The organism is Pseudotabrizicola formosa (assembly GCF_002900965.1).
GTDB classification, from domain to species: Bacteria; Pseudomonadota; Alphaproteobacteria; order Rhodobacterales; family Rhodobacteraceae; genus Pseudotabrizicola; species Pseudotabrizicola formosa.
Map to the genome: position 1 here is coordinate 1092505 of NZ_PJOM01000002.1, position 16647 is coordinate 1109151.

The 16647-nt window shown below is 64.4% G+C and carries 18 protein-coding genes, 1 tRNA gene and 1 pseudogene; 14 read left to right on the forward strand and 6 right to left on the reverse strand.

What is annotated here, in order from left to right:
• Nucleotides 1–11 precede the first annotated feature (11 nt).
• The 9 genes and pseudogenes from CXR43_RS09165 to CXR43_RS17885 all read left to right on the forward strand — a co-directional run bounded on the left by CXR43_RS09165 (nt 12) and on the right by CXR43_RS17885 (nt 6037).
• On the forward strand, nt 12–1061 hold the full coding sequence (locus CXR43_RS09165) for an ABC transporter ATP-binding protein (RefSeq protein ID WP_103333668.1): 1050 nt from the start codon (nt 12–14) through the stop codon (nt 1059–1061).
• A gap of 499 nt (nt 1062–1560) precedes the next feature.
• A complete protein-coding gene (kdpF, locus tag CXR43_RS09170; RefSeq protein WP_080517485.1) occupies nt 1561–1650 on the forward strand; it encodes a K(+)-transporting ATPase subunit F in 90 nt (29 codons plus the stop codon).
• A gap of 10 nt (nt 1651–1660) precedes the next feature.
• On the forward strand, nt 1661–2374 hold the full coding sequence (locus tag CXR43_RS09175) for a potassium-transporting ATPase subunit KdpA (RefSeq protein ID WP_246831321.1): 714 nt from the start codon (nt 1661–1663) through the stop codon (nt 2372–2374).
• A gap of 24 nt (nt 2375–2398) precedes the next feature.
• On the forward strand, nt 2399–2974 hold the full coding sequence (locus tag CXR43_RS09180; RefSeq protein ID WP_103333669.1) for a potassium-transporting ATPase subunit C: 576 nt from the start codon (nt 2399–2401) through the stop codon (nt 2972–2974).
• 9 nt (nt 2975–2983) lie between these two features.
• Nucleotides 2984–3598, forward strand: a complete 615-nt coding sequence (locus CXR43_RS17990) for a histidine kinase (protein WP_210402071.1) — start codon at nt 2984–2986, stop codon at nt 3596–3598.
• 175 nt (nt 3599–3773) lie between these two features.
• A complete protein-coding gene (locus tag CXR43_RS18000; RefSeq protein WP_210402072.1) occupies nt 3774–5063 on the forward strand; it encodes a DUF4118 domain-containing protein in 1290 nt (429 codons plus the stop codon).
• A complete protein-coding gene (locus CXR43_RS18005) occupies nt 5060–5605 on the forward strand; it encodes a sensor histidine kinase (protein WP_210402073.1) in 546 nt (181 codons plus the stop codon). The genes CXR43_RS18000 and CXR43_RS18005 overlap by 4 nt, the downstream gene beginning before the upstream one ends.
• Nucleotides 5606–5634: 29 nt before the next feature.
• Nucleotides 5635–5814: pseudogene (locus tag CXR43_RS09190) on the forward strand (response regulator); the annotation flags it as partial.
• Between the two features lie 58 nt (nt 5815–5872).
• Nucleotides 5873–6037: a hypothetical protein gene (locus CXR43_RS17885; protein ID WP_168219746.1), complete on the forward strand. Its 165-nt coding sequence runs from the start codon at nt 5873–5875 to the stop codon at nt 6035–6037.
• Nucleotides 6038–6040: 3 nt separating this feature from the next.
• Here CXR43_RS17885 and CXR43_RS09195 read toward each other — a convergent pair whose 3' ends face one another.
• The gene (locus CXR43_RS09195) at nt 6041–6877 is read right to left on the reverse strand and encodes a protein NO VEIN domain-containing protein (RefSeq protein WP_103333670.1); all 837 of its coding nucleotides are present in this window, start codon (nt 6875–6877) and stop codon (nt 6041–6043) included.
• 388 nt (nt 6878–7265) lie between these two features.
• A tRNA-Ser gene (locus CXR43_RS09200) sits at nt 7266–7353 on the reverse strand.
• A gap of 479 nt (nt 7354–7832) precedes the next feature.
• Here CXR43_RS09200 and CXR43_RS09205 point away from each other — a divergent pair.
• Complete coding sequence (locus CXR43_RS09205; RefSeq protein ID WP_246831322.1) at nt 7833–8021, forward strand: AbrB family transcriptional regulator; 189 nt, start codon at nt 7833–7835, stop codon at nt 8019–8021.
• Here CXR43_RS09205 and doeB read toward each other — a convergent pair.
• Both doeB and doeA read right to left on the reverse strand, forming a co-directional pair.
• Nucleotides 8018–9013: a N(2)-acetyl-L-2,4-diaminobutanoate deacetylase DoeB gene (gene doeB / locus CXR43_RS17890; RefSeq protein ID WP_168219790.1), complete on the reverse strand. Its 996-nt coding sequence runs from the start codon at nt 9011–9013 to the stop codon at nt 8018–8020. The genes CXR43_RS09205 and doeB overlap by 4 nt on opposite strands.
• Nucleotides 9014–9016: 3 nt before the next feature.
• On the reverse strand, nt 9017–10198 hold the full coding sequence (gene doeA / locus CXR43_RS17895; RefSeq protein ID WP_168219791.1) for an ectoine hydrolase DoeA: 1182 nt from the start codon (nt 10196–10198) through the stop codon (nt 9017–9019).
• Between the two features lie 114 nt (nt 10199–10312).
• Here doeA and CXR43_RS09215 point away from each other — a divergent pair, with 114 nt between their 5' ends.
• On the forward strand, nt 10313–10783 hold the full coding sequence (locus tag CXR43_RS09215; RefSeq protein WP_103334150.1) for an Lrp/AsnC family transcriptional regulator: 471 nt from the start codon (nt 10313–10315) through the stop codon (nt 10781–10783).
• 116 nt (nt 10784–10899) lie between these two features.
• Nucleotides 10900–12273, forward strand: coding sequence for an aspartate aminotransferase family protein (locus CXR43_RS09220; RefSeq protein WP_103333672.1), 1374 nt, complete (start codon nt 10900–10902; stop codon nt 12271–12273).
• A gap of 36 nt (nt 12274–12309) precedes the next feature.
• Here CXR43_RS09220 and CXR43_RS09225 read toward each other — a convergent pair whose 3' ends face one another.
• Complete coding sequence (locus CXR43_RS09225) at nt 12310–13485, reverse strand: FAD-dependent monooxygenase (protein WP_103333673.1); 1176 nt, start codon at nt 13483–13485, stop codon at nt 12310–12312.
• 98 nt (nt 13486–13583) lie between these two features.
• Nucleotides 13584–14006 (reverse strand): RNA polymerase-binding protein DksA, encoded by a 423-nt coding sequence (dksA, locus tag CXR43_RS09230; protein WP_103333674.1) that lies wholly within the window; start codon nt 14004–14006, stop codon nt 13584–13586.
• 173 nt (nt 14007–14179) lie between these two features.
• Here dksA and CXR43_RS09235 point away from each other — a divergent pair, with 173 nt between their 5' ends.
• Together CXR43_RS09235 and CXR43_RS09240 are read left to right on the forward strand one after the other, a co-directional pair.
• Entirely contained in the window at nt 14180–15019 is an 840-nt protein-coding gene (locus tag CXR43_RS09235; protein ID WP_103333675.1) for an AAA family ATPase, read from the forward strand.
• Between the two features lie 246 nt (nt 15020–15265).
• On the forward strand, nt 15266–16633 hold the full coding sequence (locus CXR43_RS09240) for a DUF2927 domain-containing protein (RefSeq protein ID WP_103333676.1): 1368 nt from the start codon (nt 15266–15268) through the stop codon (nt 16631–16633).
• The last annotated feature ends 14 nt before the right edge of the window (nt 16634–16647 follow it).

The window sequence follows — 16647 nt, forward strand, 5'->3', positions numbered from 1 at the left end:
AGGAGGATGCCATGAAAGGCTCTGTCCGGTTTGAAAATGTCACGAAGAAATTCGGCGATGTGGTCGCGTTAAAGCCGCTGTCTCTGGATATTGCGCCCGGCACGCTGGTCACCCTGCTGGGGCCATCGGGCTGCGGCAAGACCACGACGCTGCGGCTGATCGCGGGGCTGGAAAGCGCAACCGAAGGGCGCATCCTGATCGGCGGTGAGGATGTGACGCATCTGTCCGCCACCTATCGCCGCGTGTCGATGGTGTTTCAGTCCTACGCGCTGTTTCCACATATGACCGTGCTGGAAAATGTCGGCTACGGGCTGTCGGTCAAGGGCATGTCGAAAACCGAAGTGCGCGACCGGGCCGAGGCCGGGCTGGAAACCGTGGGCCTGAAAGGCTTTGGCGCGCGGCTGCCGTCGGAACTGTCGGGCGGCCAGCAACAGCGTGTGGCGGTCGCCCGCGCCATTGTGCTGGAACCCGAGGTGCTGCTGCTGGACGAGCCCTTGTCGAACCTTGACGCCAAGCTGCGCCGCCATGTGCGCGAAGAGATCCGCCAGATCCAGCAACGCCTTGGCCTGACCGCGGTTTACGTCACCCATGATCAGGAAGAGGCGATGGCAGTGTCAGACCGGATCATCGTGATGAAGAATGCCGAGATCGCGCAGGAAGGCACGCCGTTTGATCTTTACGACCGGCCCGCGAATGCCTTCATTGCCGATTTCATCGGCGACGCGAACCTGATCGATGTCGAGGTCACCAAGGCCGGGACGCCGACCGAAATCAGACTGATGGGCCGGCAACTGACCCTCCCCCTGACCAGCCAGTCGGCAGGCGCAGCGCGGATGGTTCTGCGCCCGCATCACATCCAGCTGTCACGGGATGCAGGCTCCCACGCTCTGCCCGCCGAGGTCACCTATGCCGCATGGCTGGGCAATTCGGTGCAGTATACGCTGTCCACCGAGGTGGGGTCGATCTTCGCCATCGGCGCGCCACAACCCCTGCCCTTCCGTCAGGGCGAGACGGTGCATCTGGGCTTTGGGCTCGACGATGTGAGGCTTGTGCCTGCCTGAAGAACGGCCATTGCGGGGGTCCACTGCGCAGTCTGGCTGCTCTAAACGCTGCCCCGCGACCCTTGGGCGGAGTTCAGACATATCAAGAAACTGCTTGCAATGAACCATTGGTTTTACTTGCAGTCACACCATCCACGGCGGCCGGCTGTCGCCGATCATGCCCAGCACGCAAGGACGCGCAACCGCATAATGTGGCCGCGACGCGCGACTACGGTTATCGCCGTGCTTCTTCGCTAACGCCAGGCTCCGAAAGTCGGATGGTCGCGCGGAAGCCCTCTGAACCGAAATAGGGAAAAGCCCCAACTGGGGCTCTCGTAAGTATTCGGTATCTGAAGGTGGCGGAGGGAGTGGGTCTGACGTCGAACCTTCTCCACCTTAAGCCATTGAATAAAAACGTATTTTATGTTGCCCTTATTCCCGACCGCTGAACTTCACATGGCGGCTTTACGCCCATCAAGCGCACATATCCGAAACGAAACGGTATCTGGAGGTTTGATACATGGGCTTCGATCTCGTGCTCGGCGGCATCGTTGCCGCAGCGCTCCTTGTGTACCTGCTGGCCGTGCTCCTGCGGCCGGAACGGTTCTGAGGGGCGTGGCATGGCACAACACCAAAACACATCGATCTTTTCCGCCGACCTCGTCGGGCCAGCTATCCGGGACAGTTTCACCAAGCTCGACCCGCGCCAGCTGATCCGCAACCCGGTGATGTTCACCACGGCCATGGCGGGCATGTGGCTGAACGCGACATTCGGCGGCGTCGGCGTGGGGATGATCAACATGTTCCTCTACATCATCGTCGCGGTTTTCGTCGCGGGCATGATGGTCGGGCGCACCCCTGAATACCTCGGCCACAGGATCGAGGCCAAGGAGGTGCGGCTGGCCATTCTGGCGCTGTTCTCTCACGCGGTCCTGATCCTCGGGCCCACGGCGCTGTTCGCCGCGACCTCGCTGGGCCAGGCCACTGTTCAGGACCCGGGCGCGCACGGCTTCTCTGAGATTCTTTACGAGTTCACGTCGGCTGCGGCCAACAACGGCTCGGGCTTCGAGGGCTTGGGCGACGGAACCTGGGCCTGGAACATCGCCACAGGCATCGTGATGCTGCTGGGCCGTTACCTCCCCATCATCTTGCCGCTCGCCATTGTGGGCAGCCTGATGGCCAAGCGCCGCGCGGCGGAAAGCGCGGGCACGCTTGGCGTCGAGGATGCGACCTTCGGCACGATGCTTGGCTTGACGGTCGTCATCTTCGGCGCGCTCACCTTCCTGCCGGCGGCTGCTCTTGGTCCGCTGGCCGAACACTTCTCGCTGCCCTGACCGGCGCTGACAGGAGACAGAACCATGAATGACATCATCTCAGGGCTTCGCGTCACGGCCGCAACGATGGCGATCTGCGTCGCAGGCTATACCACGGTGATCCTCGGCTTTGCGCAGGCCGTGACACCGGCGACGGCCAACGGATCGCTGATCACTGATGACACCGGCACAGTGATTGGCAGCCGCCTGATCGCGCAGGGCTTCACCTTTCCGGAATACTTCTGGCCCCGACCATCGGCGGTGGACTACGCCGCCGATGGCGCAGGGGGCTCCAATCTCTCTCCTGCCAACCCCGAGTTGGCAGAACGGGCGGAGGCGCTGATCACGGCCCATGGCGGAGTCGACGGCACCCTGATCCCCGCGGATCTGGTGACCGCCTCGGGCGCGGGGCTGGACCCCCACATCTCGCGAGAGGGTGCGCTCTTTCAAGTGACCCGCGTGGCCGAGGCGCGCGGGGTCGAGCCTGCTGCCATCCGGGCGATTGTCGACCGGTTGGCCGAACGGCCCGGCGGGATCTTCACCGCGGCCAGGATCGTCAACGTCTTGGAATTGAACCTCGCACTCGATGCGGAATTGGTAAGTCCCGCCAGTACAGAGTAAAACAGTACCATGACAGATGATGCCCGCCCCTCGCCCGATGCCCTGCTGCGCGAAGCGCAACGCGAGGGGCGTGGCACCCTCAAGATCTTTCTCGGTGCCGCCCCCGGTGTCGGGAAAACCTATGAAATGCTTCTCGAAGGCGCAGAAAAGCTTGAGGCTGGCGCGGATGTGGTGATTGGCATCGTCGAGACCCACGGCCGGAAAGAAACCGAGGCGCTGGTCTCGCCCCTGCCAGTGATCCCTCGCAAGACCATCGACTACAAGGGCCAGACACTGACCGAGATGGACCTCGATACAGTCCTTGAGCGGCGGCCGGAGATTGTCCTGGTCGACGAATTGGCCCACACCAACGCGCCCGGAAGTCGGCATCCCAAGCGATGGCAGGATATCGAGGAGTTGTTGGCCGCAGGCATCGACGTGATGACCACGGTCAACATTCAGCACGTCGAAAGCCTCAATGACATCGTGGGCAGCTTCACCCATGTCCGCGTGCGGGAGACCGTACCCGACAAGGTGTTCGAGAACGCCGAGATCGAGTTGATTGACCTGCCGCCCGAGGACCTGATCCAAGCGGCTGGACGCCGGCAAGGTCTACGTTCCAGACCAGGCCCGCCACGCGCTTGACCACTTCTTCTCGAAGGGCAATCTGCTGGCGCTGCGGGAACTCGCCCTGCGCCATGCCGCACAATATGTCGATGCCCGCATTCAGGAGCACAAGAACGTCACCGGCAAGGAGAACGGCTACACCGGTGGGCAGCGGCTTCTGGTTGCCGTCTCCCAGGCGGCCGGATGCGAGCAGGTGGTGCGTTCTGCAAAGCGGCTCGCCGATGCGCTGAAAGCCCCGATGATCGCTCTCTACGTCGAAACTCCGGCCGCTGCGCGCTTCAGCGATCCCGAAAAAACGCAACTCGGCCGCAACCTGTCACTCGCGGCATCATTGGGGGCCACCCTGCAATCGGTCCCCGCAACCTCGGCGCAGGAAGCCATACTTTCACAAGCCAGGGAAATGCGTGCAACACAGCTGGTCCTCGGCAGGTCGCGCGGCAGCGGCGGCTGGTTCAGGAGGCGCGACCGGGTCGTTCAGGACATCCTGGACCGTACGACCGGCATCGCAGTCCATGTCATCCGCTTCGACGAAACCCCACGCGCGCGCGACTGGCGGCGACTGCTGCCCCGCGAAAACTGGACCGGGGACGTAGTTGGGATCGCATCGGTGGGGGTGCTGACACTGATCGCCTATCTCGCGCAGGGCTGGATCGGGCGGGGTCCGATCGACATGCTGTATCTGGTGCCGGTCATTGCGACCGCCAGCTTTTACGGTTCCCGCGCAGGCCTTGTCGCGGCTATCGCTGCCGGGATCGCCTACAACTTCTTCTTCCTCGCCCCGGTCTACACCTTCATCATCTATAGTCCCGCCAATGTCATCACGGCAGTCTTGCTGGTGATCGTGGCGGTCATCACCAGTCAACTCGCGGCCCGCGCACGGGCCGCCGCGGCACTTGCCATGCGCAGCGCCCGCGAGAACGCCGGTCTCGCCCGTTTCGCCACGCGCCTTGGCGCTGCGAGCACCACGGAAGAGACGGCACAACTTATCAGAGATGAGCTACGGTCGTTGCTGGCGGTGCAGACGATCGTGCTGCACCGCTCCGGGGACAGCGTTGAGATCAGCGCGTTCGGACAAACAAAGCCGAAACTCACCCCCATTGATCAAGCGGCGGCCGAGTGGGTTATGGAGCACGGCGAAGACGCCGGCTTGGCAACCAACACACTCACGGCCAGCGAGTGGCAGTTCCGCCCCCTCAAGACGTCACTCGGGACGCTTGCGGTGCTGGGGTTCCGCGGACCACCGGGTCGCGATCCCATTCCCACCGAGCGCGCAGCACTGGCAGAGAGCCTGATCGACCAGGCAGCACTTGCCCACGAGCGTCTGAAGCTGGAAACCGACATGCGCGACATGGAGGTGGTCCGCCAACGCGACAGCCTGCGTGCGGCGTTGCTCGCGTCGCTCAGCCACGACTTGCGCACACCTCTGACGGCCGTGACGGCGCTGAACTTGTCGAGACGGTGCGCAGCGAGGCCCGCAGGTTGAACCGCTTCCTGTCCGACCTGTTGGACCTGACCCGGATCGAAGAAGGGGCCGTCACTCCCGATCTTGTCCCGACGGATCTGACCGACGTTATCGCCTCTGCGGTCGGCGACCTGGCCAAGACGTTGGCAGGGCGCAAGGTACAGACCTCAATCGACCCGAACCTGCCTCTCGTGCGGGCCGACGCGGTTCTGTTGAACCACGCGCTCCTGAACCTGGTCGACAATGCGGCCAAGTATTCGCCGCAGGAGGAACCGATCGAGATTATCGCGCGGATGGGGCGGCGCGGCCCGGTGATCGACGTGCTCGACGGTGGCCCCGGCATTCCCCAGGGCAGCGAACAGCGCATTTTCGACCGCTTCGCCCGCGGCGAGACATCGGATCGCACCGGCGGATCGGGGCTCGGCCTTGCCATCGTCAAGGGCTTTGCAGAGGCGATGGGCTTCACGGTCGAGGCCGCGCGGCGCCAGGGCGGCGGATCACGCTTCACCATCCGTATCCCCCATGAGGCTACAGTCCACGTGTCGATGGAGGACATCGCGTGAGCGGACACATCCTGATCGTCGACGACGAAATGCCGATCCGCCGCCTTCTTCGTGTTGCCATCGAGCGCAGCGGATATGCGACCGTCGAGGCGGATTGCGGAGCGGCCGCGCTCGATGCCCTTCGACGGTCCGTGCCGAAGCTCGTGCTTCTGGACCTGGGTCTACCCGACCGCGACGGGCTGGAACTGATCGGGGCGTTCCGCGAGAAACTCGTCCCGATCATCGTGCTGACGGCCAGAGAGGCATCGAGCGAGAAAGTCGCTGCCCTTGGCCGAACGCCATGTCAGCCGACAGCTGCGGCTCGCATATCTCGCCCCGGGGGTTCTCAAGCGCTTGGTCTACAAGCGGGAGGTGCCCGCCGTGACCCTGTTGAAACTGACCGATGTCGCGGCCTTGCCGTGGCACGAACAGCCGGAGCGGGTGTTCGACTGAGCCTCAGTGAAAGCTCGCCTGAAACGTTGTCGCCGTCAGCGAGACATGCGCGTCCAGTGGCGGGTGCAGCTCGAACGCCTTCGGCTCGCGCGAGAAATTCCACAGCCGAAATAGCCGCCATTCCGACCGGCGCTCCTCGGCCACGGCCAGTTCGTTGCGGGTGATGTGGAAGGGCGTGCGCTCCCAGCCGTTCGTGGTCTTGACCTCGATAAGCCGGGGTAGCCCGTCTAGGGCGAAACTCGCGATGTCGTAGCCCGCGCCGTCGCCATCCTCCTCCGACACCCAGCGCACCTTGCGCGCCAGATCGTCACGTCCTGCCGTCCGCAATGCCGCCCGTTCATGCGCGAGAACGCGTTCCTCGCCAGCGCGGCCGAGGGCCCGGGTGCGCTCGTCCCGGCCCGCCACGTCGAACTTGCGGGCGATGTGCAGCATCTGGTCCAGTTCCTGCGGCGGCGGCTGGTTCGACAGCGTCGGCGGCGGTCCGATCCAGATTTGCGCCGCCTCGCGTAGGGCCACGGCCGGTTGCAGCCCCGGCTGGCGCCCGAGCCAGGCCGGGTTCAGCGCCAGCCATCGGGCAACGGCAACCACCAAGGTCATCTGGAAGTTGAACGCGGGTTTGTAGCCGGGGATCCAGTCCTCGCCGAGCCCCTTCAGCACTGCGCTGATGTTCTGGTGTTTGAACTCGACGGACCCCTCGGACCGGTCGTTCAGCAGCGGCAGGAGCGCGCGGCGGTGCTCGGCCTTGCTGTAGCGGCGCGCGGAGATGTCGTCGGCCAGCATCGCGAAGTAATCCGCGACGATCAGGTCGTTCTCTTCATCCGTCCAGGGCCCGTTCGACATTGCGCCAGGCTATGGGCGCGAAGTCTGTTTGTCATCAGAGACTTCCGGCAGGGTCCTGGCTCGCTTCGGACGCTTCCGCCGGACTTGGGGATCGGCCGCCGCGGAGCCGTCCTTCCGACCGCCCTGCGCCTTCGTGTCAGTCTCCGCCACCGGATTATCTCGCGAACGGGGCGAACCCATGAACCCGGCAACCCATTGGAATTTCGTGGATGTTTTACGCCGTCCCGTGACCATCGAGGGGCGCTCGAAGAGAGACACGGGCAATTCGGAGACCCATTCTGCGTCAAGCGCCCAGTCTCCGAAGGGCGGATGGCGCTGCCAACGCCCTTTGAAACCAAAAGAAAAAAGGCCCCAATCGGGGCCCTTGGACGGATTCAGTATCTGAATGTGGCGGAGTGGAAGGGATTCGAACCCTCGAGACGTTGCCGTCTGCACCCTTAGCAGGGGTGTGCCTTCGACCACTCGGCCACCACTCCACCGACCCGTTTAAAGAGGCGGCGCGGCGGGGGCAAGGGGCTGTGTCGAAATAATCTGCAGCGCTCTGCTTACCGACATGGCTGGCCGGGGCGGCCCTGTCGCGGCGCGTCATCTGCCCAGAACGGGGTTGTGCGCCACAGGCGCCGGATGGGCCTCAAACACGGGGTCAAGCTGCATCGGGCGCAGGTGCGGGGTGCGGACAAAGCTCGCCCCGTTGCCCGCCAGTGGCCCGCTCCCCTTGGCAGGTAGCGCCACAGCATGCGGTGCCAGCCTGGCGCGCAGAAATGGCCGCCGGACATGTGGCCCGCCGCAAAGCCTTGAGCCCTGAACGTCCCGCTCTGCAAGACATCTCCGGTCGGAGGGCCTACGCGCAGCTTGTCCCCCTCTTGCACCACCGCCGATCGCAGCGCGCTTCCTGATGTGGCGCTGTCCGATCCGATGGCCGCCGCCCGGCGACCAACAACCGCAGGTTTTTGAAGTGATCTACCTCGCGGGCTTTGCCCCCGCACTGAACGCTTTCCTGGCCTTCCTGCCCGGCACTCAGGCCGAAATGGTGGTCATCGCCATCTTCGCCGGGGCAGATCTGGCCTATGTGGTCAGCTATCACCTCTTGCGCATCATCCTGGTGATCCTGCCTGCGCCGATCGTGGCGCGACTCTTTCGCTAGCCCGGCATCTCAACCGCCACCACCGCCACACAATCCCCCGGCTTCACGATTCCCGGAAAATGCCGCGCGGTGAACAGCCCGCCCCGGCGCAGCCGCACCTCCATGGGCTCTGCCCCGGTGCGCCCTGTGGGATAGATCAGCGCAATCACCTGACCCGCCGCCACCCGGTCGCCCAGATCGGCGGTAAACCGGATCAGCCCGCCGTCTTCGGCAAAGGCAAAGCAATCCCCATCCGGCATATCCAGCCATTGCGTCGGTCGCGCCTGCACCAAGCCGCGCAAGATCCCCGCCGCCATCAGCAGGTTGCGCAAGCCATCCACCGCAACGCCAACAGTCCGCGCCGATGCCGTACCGCCGCCGCCCAATTCGGTGGTGACAAAGACGCGCCCCATCTCTTCGGCCGCGGTGTCATACATGCCCACCGCATCAATCTCCAGCATCCGCACCGAATAGGGCGCACCAAAGGCCCGCACCAGCCGGAAGGCCTCGGCCTCCTGCGCCTTGTCGGGCAGGATGTGAGCCGCGCAGAATGGCAGAAAATCCAGTGTCTTGCCGCCCGAATGGAAATCCACCACCACATCGGCCATCGGCAACAGGACGCGCTGAAAGTAATCGGCAATCTTTTCCGTCACCGTGCCATCGGGCCGCCCCGGAAAGCTGCGGTTCAGATTGCCCCGGTCGATGGGCGAGGTCCGCGTCCCCGCCGCGAAGGCGGGCTGGTTCATCGCGGGCACAAGGATGACACGCCCCGTTACGTCTTCGGCCCGCAACCTGCGCGCCAGATCGAACAGCGCGACCGGCCCTTCATATTCGTCACCATGATTGCCCCCGGTCAGCAGCGCCGTCGGCCCTGCCCCGTTCTTCACCACACAGACCGGGATCATCACCGACCCCCAGGCCGCATCGTCCCGGCTGTAGGGCAGGCGCAGAAAGCCGTGCTGCACACCATCGGCGTCAAAATCCACCGTCGCGGTGATCGGAGAGTCGCGCATCCCCTACCCTTTCACGAACAGCTGGCGCGGCACATCGGCCAGACAGTCGACGCCCGTCTCGGTGATCAGGATGCTTTCGGTGATCTCCAGCCCCATATCCTCCAGCCACAGCCCGGTCATGAAATGGAAGGTCATCCCCGGCTGCAACACCGTGTGATCGCCCCGGCGCAACGACATCGTGCGCTCGCCCCAGTCCGGCGGATAGCTGACGCCGATGCCATAGCCGGTGCGGCTGTCCTTCTGGAACCCGAACCGCGCCAGCGTGTCGAAGAAGCCGACCGCGATATCCTCGCAGGTATTGCCCGGTTTGGCCGCCGCCAGGCCCGCCGCCATGCCCTCCAGCACCGCTTCTTCGGCGCGCAGGAAAGCATCCGTCGGCTTGCCCAGAAACAGCGTGCGCGACAGCGGCACATGATAGCGGTTCACGCAGCCCGCAATTTCAAAGAAGGTGCCCTCACCCGATTTCAGCGGGCTGTCATCCCATGTCAGATGCGGGGCCGCCGCATCGGCCCCCGACGGCAGCATCGGCACAATCGCCGGATAATCGCCGCCGATCCCCGGCACACCGCGCAAGGATGCGTCATAGATTTCGGCCACCAGATCGCATTTGCGCATGCCCGGTTCCGCCACATCGACAATGCGGCGGTGCATTTCAGAAACCACTTTAGCTGCATCGCGCATATAACTGATTTCACGCGCAGATTTCACTGCACGCTGCCAGTTCACCAGCGCCGTTGCATCCACCAGCTCTGCCCCCGGCAGACCTGTCAGCAACGTGCGGTAAGCGGCGGCGGTGAACCAGTAATTGTCCATCTCCACCCCGATCCTGCCCCGCGCCAGACCACGCGCCGCCAGATGCGCGCACAGGTCCTGCATCGGATGCCGTTCGGTGGACTGCACATAATGGTCGGCATAGGCCAGCATATCACCGGGTTCCAGCCAGGCGGTGCGCCGCGCCCCCTCGCGGTCCATTCCCCGACCCCACCAGAACACGGCACCCTCCAGCGGCACCACCACGCCCTGATGCACATAGAATGACCAGCCGTCATAGCCGGTCAGCCAGTTCATGTTGCTTGGATCTGACACGATCAGACAGTCCAGCCCCCGGGCTGCCATCTCGGTCCGCACCCGTTCCAGTCGGGTGGCAAATTCTTCTCGGTCAAATTTCAGCTTTGGCGTGATCATCGGCCCCTCACACATGCGTATGCGCAAGGCTTGCGCCCGTTTCCCTGCCCGTCAAGCCCCCCGCTTGCACCCAGCGTCGTGATGGTGTTGGCTGCTCCGCAAAGGGGCCTGACGATGCGGCTGGATGCGATTGATCTGAAAATCCTGGATGCCGTGCAGCGCGACGGTCGCATCACCAAGCTGCGGCTGGCCGAAGCGGCGGGCCTGTCGCCGACCCCGGTCTGGCTGCGCCTGCGGCGGCTGGAGCAATCGGGGCTGATCGCGGGCTATCATGCCCGGCTGGCCCCGCGCAAAGTCACGCCCTTTGCGGCCGTGATCATGGAAATCACCTTGTCAAACCACCGTCAGGCCGATTTTGACCGGTTCGAGCGTGCAGTGAAGGCCGCGCCGCAGGTGGTGGCGATCTGGTCCGTCGGGGGCAAGGTGGACTATTTCCTCAAAATCCTGACCCCGGATATCGAGGCCTATCAAAGCCTTGTCGATCACTGGCTTGCCAGTGACATCGGGATCGAGCGCTATTTCACCTATGTCGTCACCCGCACGGTGAAAGACGACCCTGATTTCCCGCTTGCCCTGCTGGGCTAGAGACTCTCTCTACAGCTGATCTGATTTACAGACCAAACCTTTTGCGAAACCCGGATGTTTGGTCCCCTTCTCCGGGTCTGGCCTGCCATGCTGCGCCCAGCACAAAGGAACGCAGCATGACCGACCGCGCCAATGACCTGACCGCCTGGGACCGTGACCATTTCTTTCACCCCTCCACCCCGGCAGGCCAGCATGCGCGCGGAGACAGCCCGCGCCGCCAGATTGTGGGCGGCGATGGCGTGCATATCGTGGATTCCGCTGGCATACGCAGCCTTGATGCCTTTGGCGGGCTGTATTGCGTCAACGTGGGTTACGGTCGTACGGAAATCGCCGATGCCATGGCCGCACAGGCGCGCGATCTGGCCTATTACCACGCCTATGCCGGCCACGGCACCGAGGCCAGCATCACGCTGGCCCGCATGATCATCGAACGCGCGCCCCCGAACATGAGCCGGGTGTATTTCGGCCTGTCAGGCTCTGATGCGAATGAAACCAACATCAAACTTGTCTGGTATTACAACAATATCCTTGGCCGGCCCGAGAAGAAAAAGATCATCAGCCGCTGGCGTGGCTATCACGGGTCGGGCGTGATGACTGGCAGCCTGACCGGGTTGCAGATCTTCCACGACCATTTCGACCTGCCCCGCGCGCCGATCCTGCACAGTGACGCGCCCTATTACTTCCGCCGCGATGACCTGTCGCTGACGGAGGAGCAATTTTCGGCCCGCTGTGCGCAGCGGCTTGAGGACATGATCGTGGCGGAAGGCCCCGACACCATCGCCGCCTTCTGGGCCGAACCCGTGCTCGGCACCGGCGGCATCGTGCCGCCACCGGCAGGCTATTGGCCGGCCATTCAGGCTGTGCTGACGAAATACGATATCCTGCTGGTCGCGGATGAGGTGGTCACAGGCTTTGGCCGTCTGGGCACCATGTTCGGGTCGGATCATTACGGCATGACGCCCGATCTGATCACCATCGCCAAGGGGCTGACCTCGGCCTATGCGCCACTGTCTGGGTCGATCGTGTCAGACAAGATCTGGCAGGTGCTTGTCGAAGGGGCCGACCGGATGGGGCCGATGGGCCATGGCTGGACCTATTCCGCCCACCCGGTCTGCGCTGCTGCCGGGCTGGCGAACCTGAAACTGATCGACGATCTGGGTCTGGTGGACAATGCCGGCACCACCGGCGCTTATCTGCGCAAAGGCTTGCAGGACGCGCTTTGCGCCCACCCCAATGTTGGCGATGTCCGGGGCGAAGGCATGCTGGCCGCCGTGGAACTGGTCGCCGACCGCGACAGCCGCCGCTTTTACGACCCGGCGCAGAAGATCGGCCCCCGGATTGCCGCCGCCATGCTTGAACGCGGCGTGATTGCCCGCGCGATGCCGCAAGGCGAAATCCTCGGCTTTGCCCCGCCGCTGTGCCTGACCACGGCAGAGGCCGACACCATCATCAGCGTCACTGCCGATGCCATCAGCGCCACCTTGGGCTGAAACAGACCAATGGGGGCTACCGGGCCCCTCCCAGGTTCAGGCCGTCACATCCTGCTTGTACAGCCAGTCAAACCGCTTGAGCGCCGCCCCCGGTGCAACCACCGCCCCCAACCGCAGGCCCAGATGCGCGATGCCGCGCGCCGGACCCGACAGGTGATACAGCCGCGCATTGGTATTGGCCGCCGCCACAGTGCGGGCACAGCGCGGCAAGCGCGCGGCCTGATAGGCCGCCAGCCCTGCCGCCAGGCTGTCATGCGTGGCGAGGCAATCGGCCAGCACCCAGGCATCTTCCAGCGCCATGCAGGCCCCCTGGGCCAGAAACGGCAGCGTCGGATGGGCCGCATCGCCCATTATGACCGCAGCCCCCTCATCCTGCAGCGCAAACCATTGCTTTGCCACCGGATGCCGGAACAACCCCCACAGCCAGACATCCTCGACCTGGTCCAGCCACCCGCGCACGCGCGGCGAAAATCCCTCGAAGGCCAGCTTCATATCCATGCTGTCATCGCGGATGGTCCAGCCTTCCTCCACCCAGGCCCGACGCTCTTCCACCGCCACGATGTTGCGCAAGGCGCCGCCACGCAGCGGATAGCTGACCAGATGCCGCCCCGGTGCCATATGCACCTCGGCCCGGTTTTCCACGCCCGGCGCCTCGGGGATCAGCGCGCGCCAGGCCACCTGATGGGTGAAGAACGGGGCCACCTTGCCGCTCAGCGCCGCGCGCAGGGTCGAGTGCAGCCCATCCGCCCCGATCAGCAGATCGCACTCCCCCGTTGCACCTTGTGCGTTGTGCCAGCGGGGTCGCGCCCCGGCCAGGTCGACAGAGGCAATCTTTTGCAGCAGGCGCAGTTCGACCCCGGCCTCGCGCGCGCCGTCCAGCAAGAGCGCGATCAGATCGGCGCGGTGCACGAAGTGATAGCCGCCCGCCGCGCCCGACACATCCAGCCGTGTCACCAGATCCCCTGATGGCCCGTCGCGCAACTCGACCGCCAACGCGCGTGTCGAGGCTGCCGCCAGCGCATCGCCCAGGCCCAGAGCGCGCAGCACCGCCGCACCGTTCGGGCTGATCTGCAGGCCCGCCCCCACCTCGCGGATGGCATCGGCCTGCTCCAGCACCACCACCTGTGCCCCACGCATTGCCAGAGCGCGCGCGACCGCAAGCCCGGCCACGCCGCCACCCAGAACCGTCACGCTTTGCCCGATCAGGCTCATCCGCCTCTCCCCCGTCTTTCAATGCAAAAACGCCGGACCCTCGGCCCGGCGTCATGTCTTCGTCGGCCCACAGGAGACCAGCAAATCTTGCGACGGGCCTAATCCTCGCGGTGGACCTTTTCCCGACGCTCGTGCTTTTCCTGCGCTTCCAGCGTCATCGTCGCAATCGGCCGCGCATCCAGCCGTTTCAGGCTGATCGGCTCGCCGGTCATCTCGCAATAGCCGAATTCGCCATTGTCGATCCGGCGCAGCGCGGCTTCGATCTTGGAAATCAGCTTGCGCTGACGGTCGCGGGTGCGAAGTTCCAGCGCGCGGTCGGTTTCTTCCGAGGCGCGGTCGGCCAGATCGGGCACATTGCGCCCGCTTTCGGTCAGGTTGCCAAGGGTTTCCGCGCTTTGATCCATCAGCTCCTGCTTCCAGGTCACCAGCTTGCGGCGGAAATACTCCAGCTGCCGGTCATTCATGAAAGGTTCACTCTCGGCGGGACGATAATCATCCGGGAGGAAGGCTTCTGGCTTCATCGCAGCACTCTCCAGTTGGTCGGATCGCACAGACAGGCGGGCTTTCTGTCGTTGCGCACTCCTGTTGGCGCAGCACCTAGCTCTTTTCGCAGCCGTTGTCACTAGCTGTTGCGAGAATTTGTGGTCGCAGATAGCCTGCACGCCACCTTCCCGCAGCAAGAGCAAATCCCGCAATGACCTTTACCTCGACTCAGAGCTATGTCGCCACCAAAGATCTGACCGTGGCGGTCAATGCTGCCGTCACCCTGCAACGGCCGCTGCTGGTCAAGGGGGAGCCCGGCACCGGCAAGACCGAACTGGCCCGGCAGGTGGCGGCGTCCCTGGGGATGGAATTGATTGAATGGCATGTGAAATCAACGACAAAGGCGCAGCAGGGCCTGTATGAATACGACGCCGTCAGCCGGCTGCGCGACAGCCAGCTTGGCGATGCGCGCGTGCATGATGTGGCCAATTACATCCGCAAGGGCAAGCTTTGGCAGGCCTTTGCCGCACCCGCGCGGGTTGTGTTGCTGATCGACGAGGTGGACAAGGCCGATATCGAATTTCCGAACGATCTGTTGCAGGAACTGGATCGAATGGAGTTTCACGTCTATGAAACCGGGCAAACCGTCCGCGCGCTGCATCGGCCCGTGGTCATCATCACCTCGAACAACGAAAAAGAACTGCCTGATGCCTTTCTGCGCCGGTGCTTTTTCCATTACATCCGCTTCCCCGATCCCGAGACCTTGCGTGCCATTGTGTCGCTGCACTTCCCCCAGATCAAAGAGGCGCTGCTGACCACGGCGCTGACGCAGTTTTACGACATCCGCGAGACGCCGGGGCTGAAGAAAAAACCATCAACCTCCGAGGTGCTCGATTGGCTCAAACTGCTGCTGGCCGAAGATCTGAGCCCGGAAGATCTGCGCGGTGACGCGAAATCTGCCTTGCCAAAACTGCACGGCGCCTTGCTCAAGACCGAGCAGGACGTGCAGCTGTTCGAACGCCTCGCCTTTTTGTCGCGCAGCACCCGCTAGGCCTTTGCGTCGATCCGCGTCTCATAGCTGTTCCGCCGGGGCGCGCGGGATTTTTTAAATGCCCGATCAGTCCTGCCCCTCCCCCACCGGCGGCAAGGCGGCAAGGGTCAGCTACATCGCGCGCCGCGGGGCTGACACATGCGGCGTCATTGCGTTGACACGCCGCCGCCCCTTTGCCGACAAAGGGGGCTGATCTTCCCTTGCTGTCTGCACTCTGCCGTCCCTTTTGTCACAGGTCGCCCTGCCATGCGTCTTCCCATGCTGCTCGCCGCCCTTGCCATCGGCCTTACCGGCTGCGCGCCAGCACCCGGCTCTGACGTCAGCAAGGCCGCGTTCAACCCACCCCTTGCCCTGCCCGGCCCTGTCCCCTTGCGCAGCTTTGCACCCACGCAGGCACCTGCGGCGCAGCGCAGCAATGCCGAGATGGCGCAGGATTTTCTCGACCTGAATTTCCGCATGGAAAGCGGGCGCAGCCTGCCCGTGCTGACCCGGTTCGAAACACCTGTCACCGTGGCGCTGACTGGCCATGTTCCTGCCAGCGCGCAGAGCGATTTGTCAGCGCTGCTGTCCCGGTTGCAGAGCGAGGCCGGCCTTGCGATCCGCCAGACCAATGGCCCCGCCGCGATCACCCTTGATTTTCAGCCCAGATCCGCCCTGTCGCGCGCTGTTCCCTCTGCGGCCTGTTTCGTGGTGCCGAACGTGACAGGGCTGGCCGATTACCGCAAAAAGCGGGGAAGCGCCGCAGTGGACTGGGGCCGGCTGCCCAGTCGCACGCAGATTGCCGTCATGCTGGCGTCGGATTCCAGCCCGCAAGAGCTGCGCGATTGTCTGCATGAAGAACTGGCGCAGGCGCTGGGTCCGCTCAACGACCTGTTCCGCCTGCCCGATTCCGTGTTCAACGATGACAATTTCCATTCGGTTCTGACCGGCTTCGACATGCTGATGCTGCGTGTTCACTACGATTCTGCGCTGCGGTCGGGGATGACAGAGGCGCAGGTGGCCGCACGGCTGCCCGCGATCCTTGCCCGCCTGAACCCCGCCGGACAAAATGTCGCGGGGCGCCCCAAGGGCATCAGCCCGCGCGCCTTCCTTTCGGCAACCCAGACCGCTTTTGGCGCCAATGCCGGCGCGCGGGCCAGTGGCGCGGCCCGCATGCTGACACTCGCGCGGGCGGAAGGCTGGACCGATGGCCGTCTGGCCTTCAGCCTTTATGCCCAGGGCCGCGCCCTGACCGCGCGCGACAGCGTCGCCGCGACCGAGGCCTATGCGCAGGCGGCGCAGATCTGGCGCAGCCTGCCCGGCGGCCAGATCCATGCCGCCCATGTCGATATGCAGCTGGCCGCCTTCGCCCTGTCATCGGGGCAGGATGACGCCGTGCTGTTCCTGACCTCCCGCGCCCTGCCGGTTGCGCGCAGCCACCAGAACGCATCTTTGCTGGCGTCGCTGCTGGCGATGCAGGCCGAAGCATTGGGCAGGCTTGGCCGCGGGGCGGAGGCACGGTTGGCGCGTCTCGACAGTTTGGCTTGGGCACGCTATGCGTTCGGCTCGGAAGATAAGGTGCGGGCCCGGATGGCGGATATCGCGGCCCTGGCCCGGCGCGGCGCACGGGGCTAAGGCGGGACCGCCCC

Coding starts and splice junctions, on each gene's coding strand:
- CXR43_RS09165 (WP_103333668.1), top strand. CDS start 12: ATGAAAGGCTCTGTCCGGTTTGAAAATGTCACGAAGAAATTCGGCGAT.
- kdpF (WP_080517485.1), top strand. CDS start 1,561: ATGGGCTTCGATCTCGTGCTCGGCGGCATCGTTGCCGCAGCGCTCCTT.
- CXR43_RS09175 (WP_246831321.1), top strand. CDS start 1,661: ATGGCACAACACCAAAACACATCGATCTTTTCCGCCGACCTCGTCGGG.
- CXR43_RS09180 (WP_103333669.1), top strand. CDS start 2,399: ATGAATGACATCATCTCAGGGCTTCGCGTCACGGCCGCAACGATGGCG.
- CXR43_RS17990 (WP_210402071.1), top strand. CDS start 2,984: ATGACAGATGATGCCCGCCCCTCGCCCGATGCCCTGCTGCGCGAAGCG.
- CXR43_RS09195 (WP_103333670.1), bottom strand. CDS start 6,877: ATGTCGAACGGGCCCTGGACGGATGAAGAGAACGACCTGATCGTCGCG.
- doeB (WP_168219790.1), bottom strand. CDS start 9,013: ATGCGCGACTCTCCGATCACCGCGACGGTGGATTTTGACGCCGATGGT.
- doeA (WP_168219791.1), bottom strand. CDS start 10,198: ATGATCACGCCAAAGCTGAAATTTGACCGAGAAGAATTTGCCACCCGA.
- CXR43_RS09215 (WP_103334150.1), top strand. CDS start 10,313: ATGCGGCTGGATGCGATTGATCTGAAAATCCTGGATGCCGTGCAGCGC.
- CXR43_RS09220 (WP_103333672.1), top strand. CDS start 10,900: ATGACCGACCGCGCCAATGACCTGACCGCCTGGGACCGTGACCATTTC.
- CXR43_RS09225 (WP_103333673.1), bottom strand. CDS start 13,485: ATGAGCCTGATCGGGCAAAGCGTGACGGTTCTGGGTGGCGGCGTGGCC.
- dksA (WP_103333674.1), bottom strand. CDS start 14,006: ATGAAGCCAGAAGCCTTCCTCCCGGATGATTATCGTCCCGCCGAGAGT.
- CXR43_RS09235 (WP_103333675.1), top strand. CDS start 14,180: ATGACCTTTACCTCGACTCAGAGCTATGTCGCCACCAAAGATCTGACC.
- CXR43_RS09240 (WP_103333676.1), top strand. CDS start 15,266: ATGCGTCTTCCCATGCTGCTCGCCGCCCTTGCCATCGGCCTTACCGGC.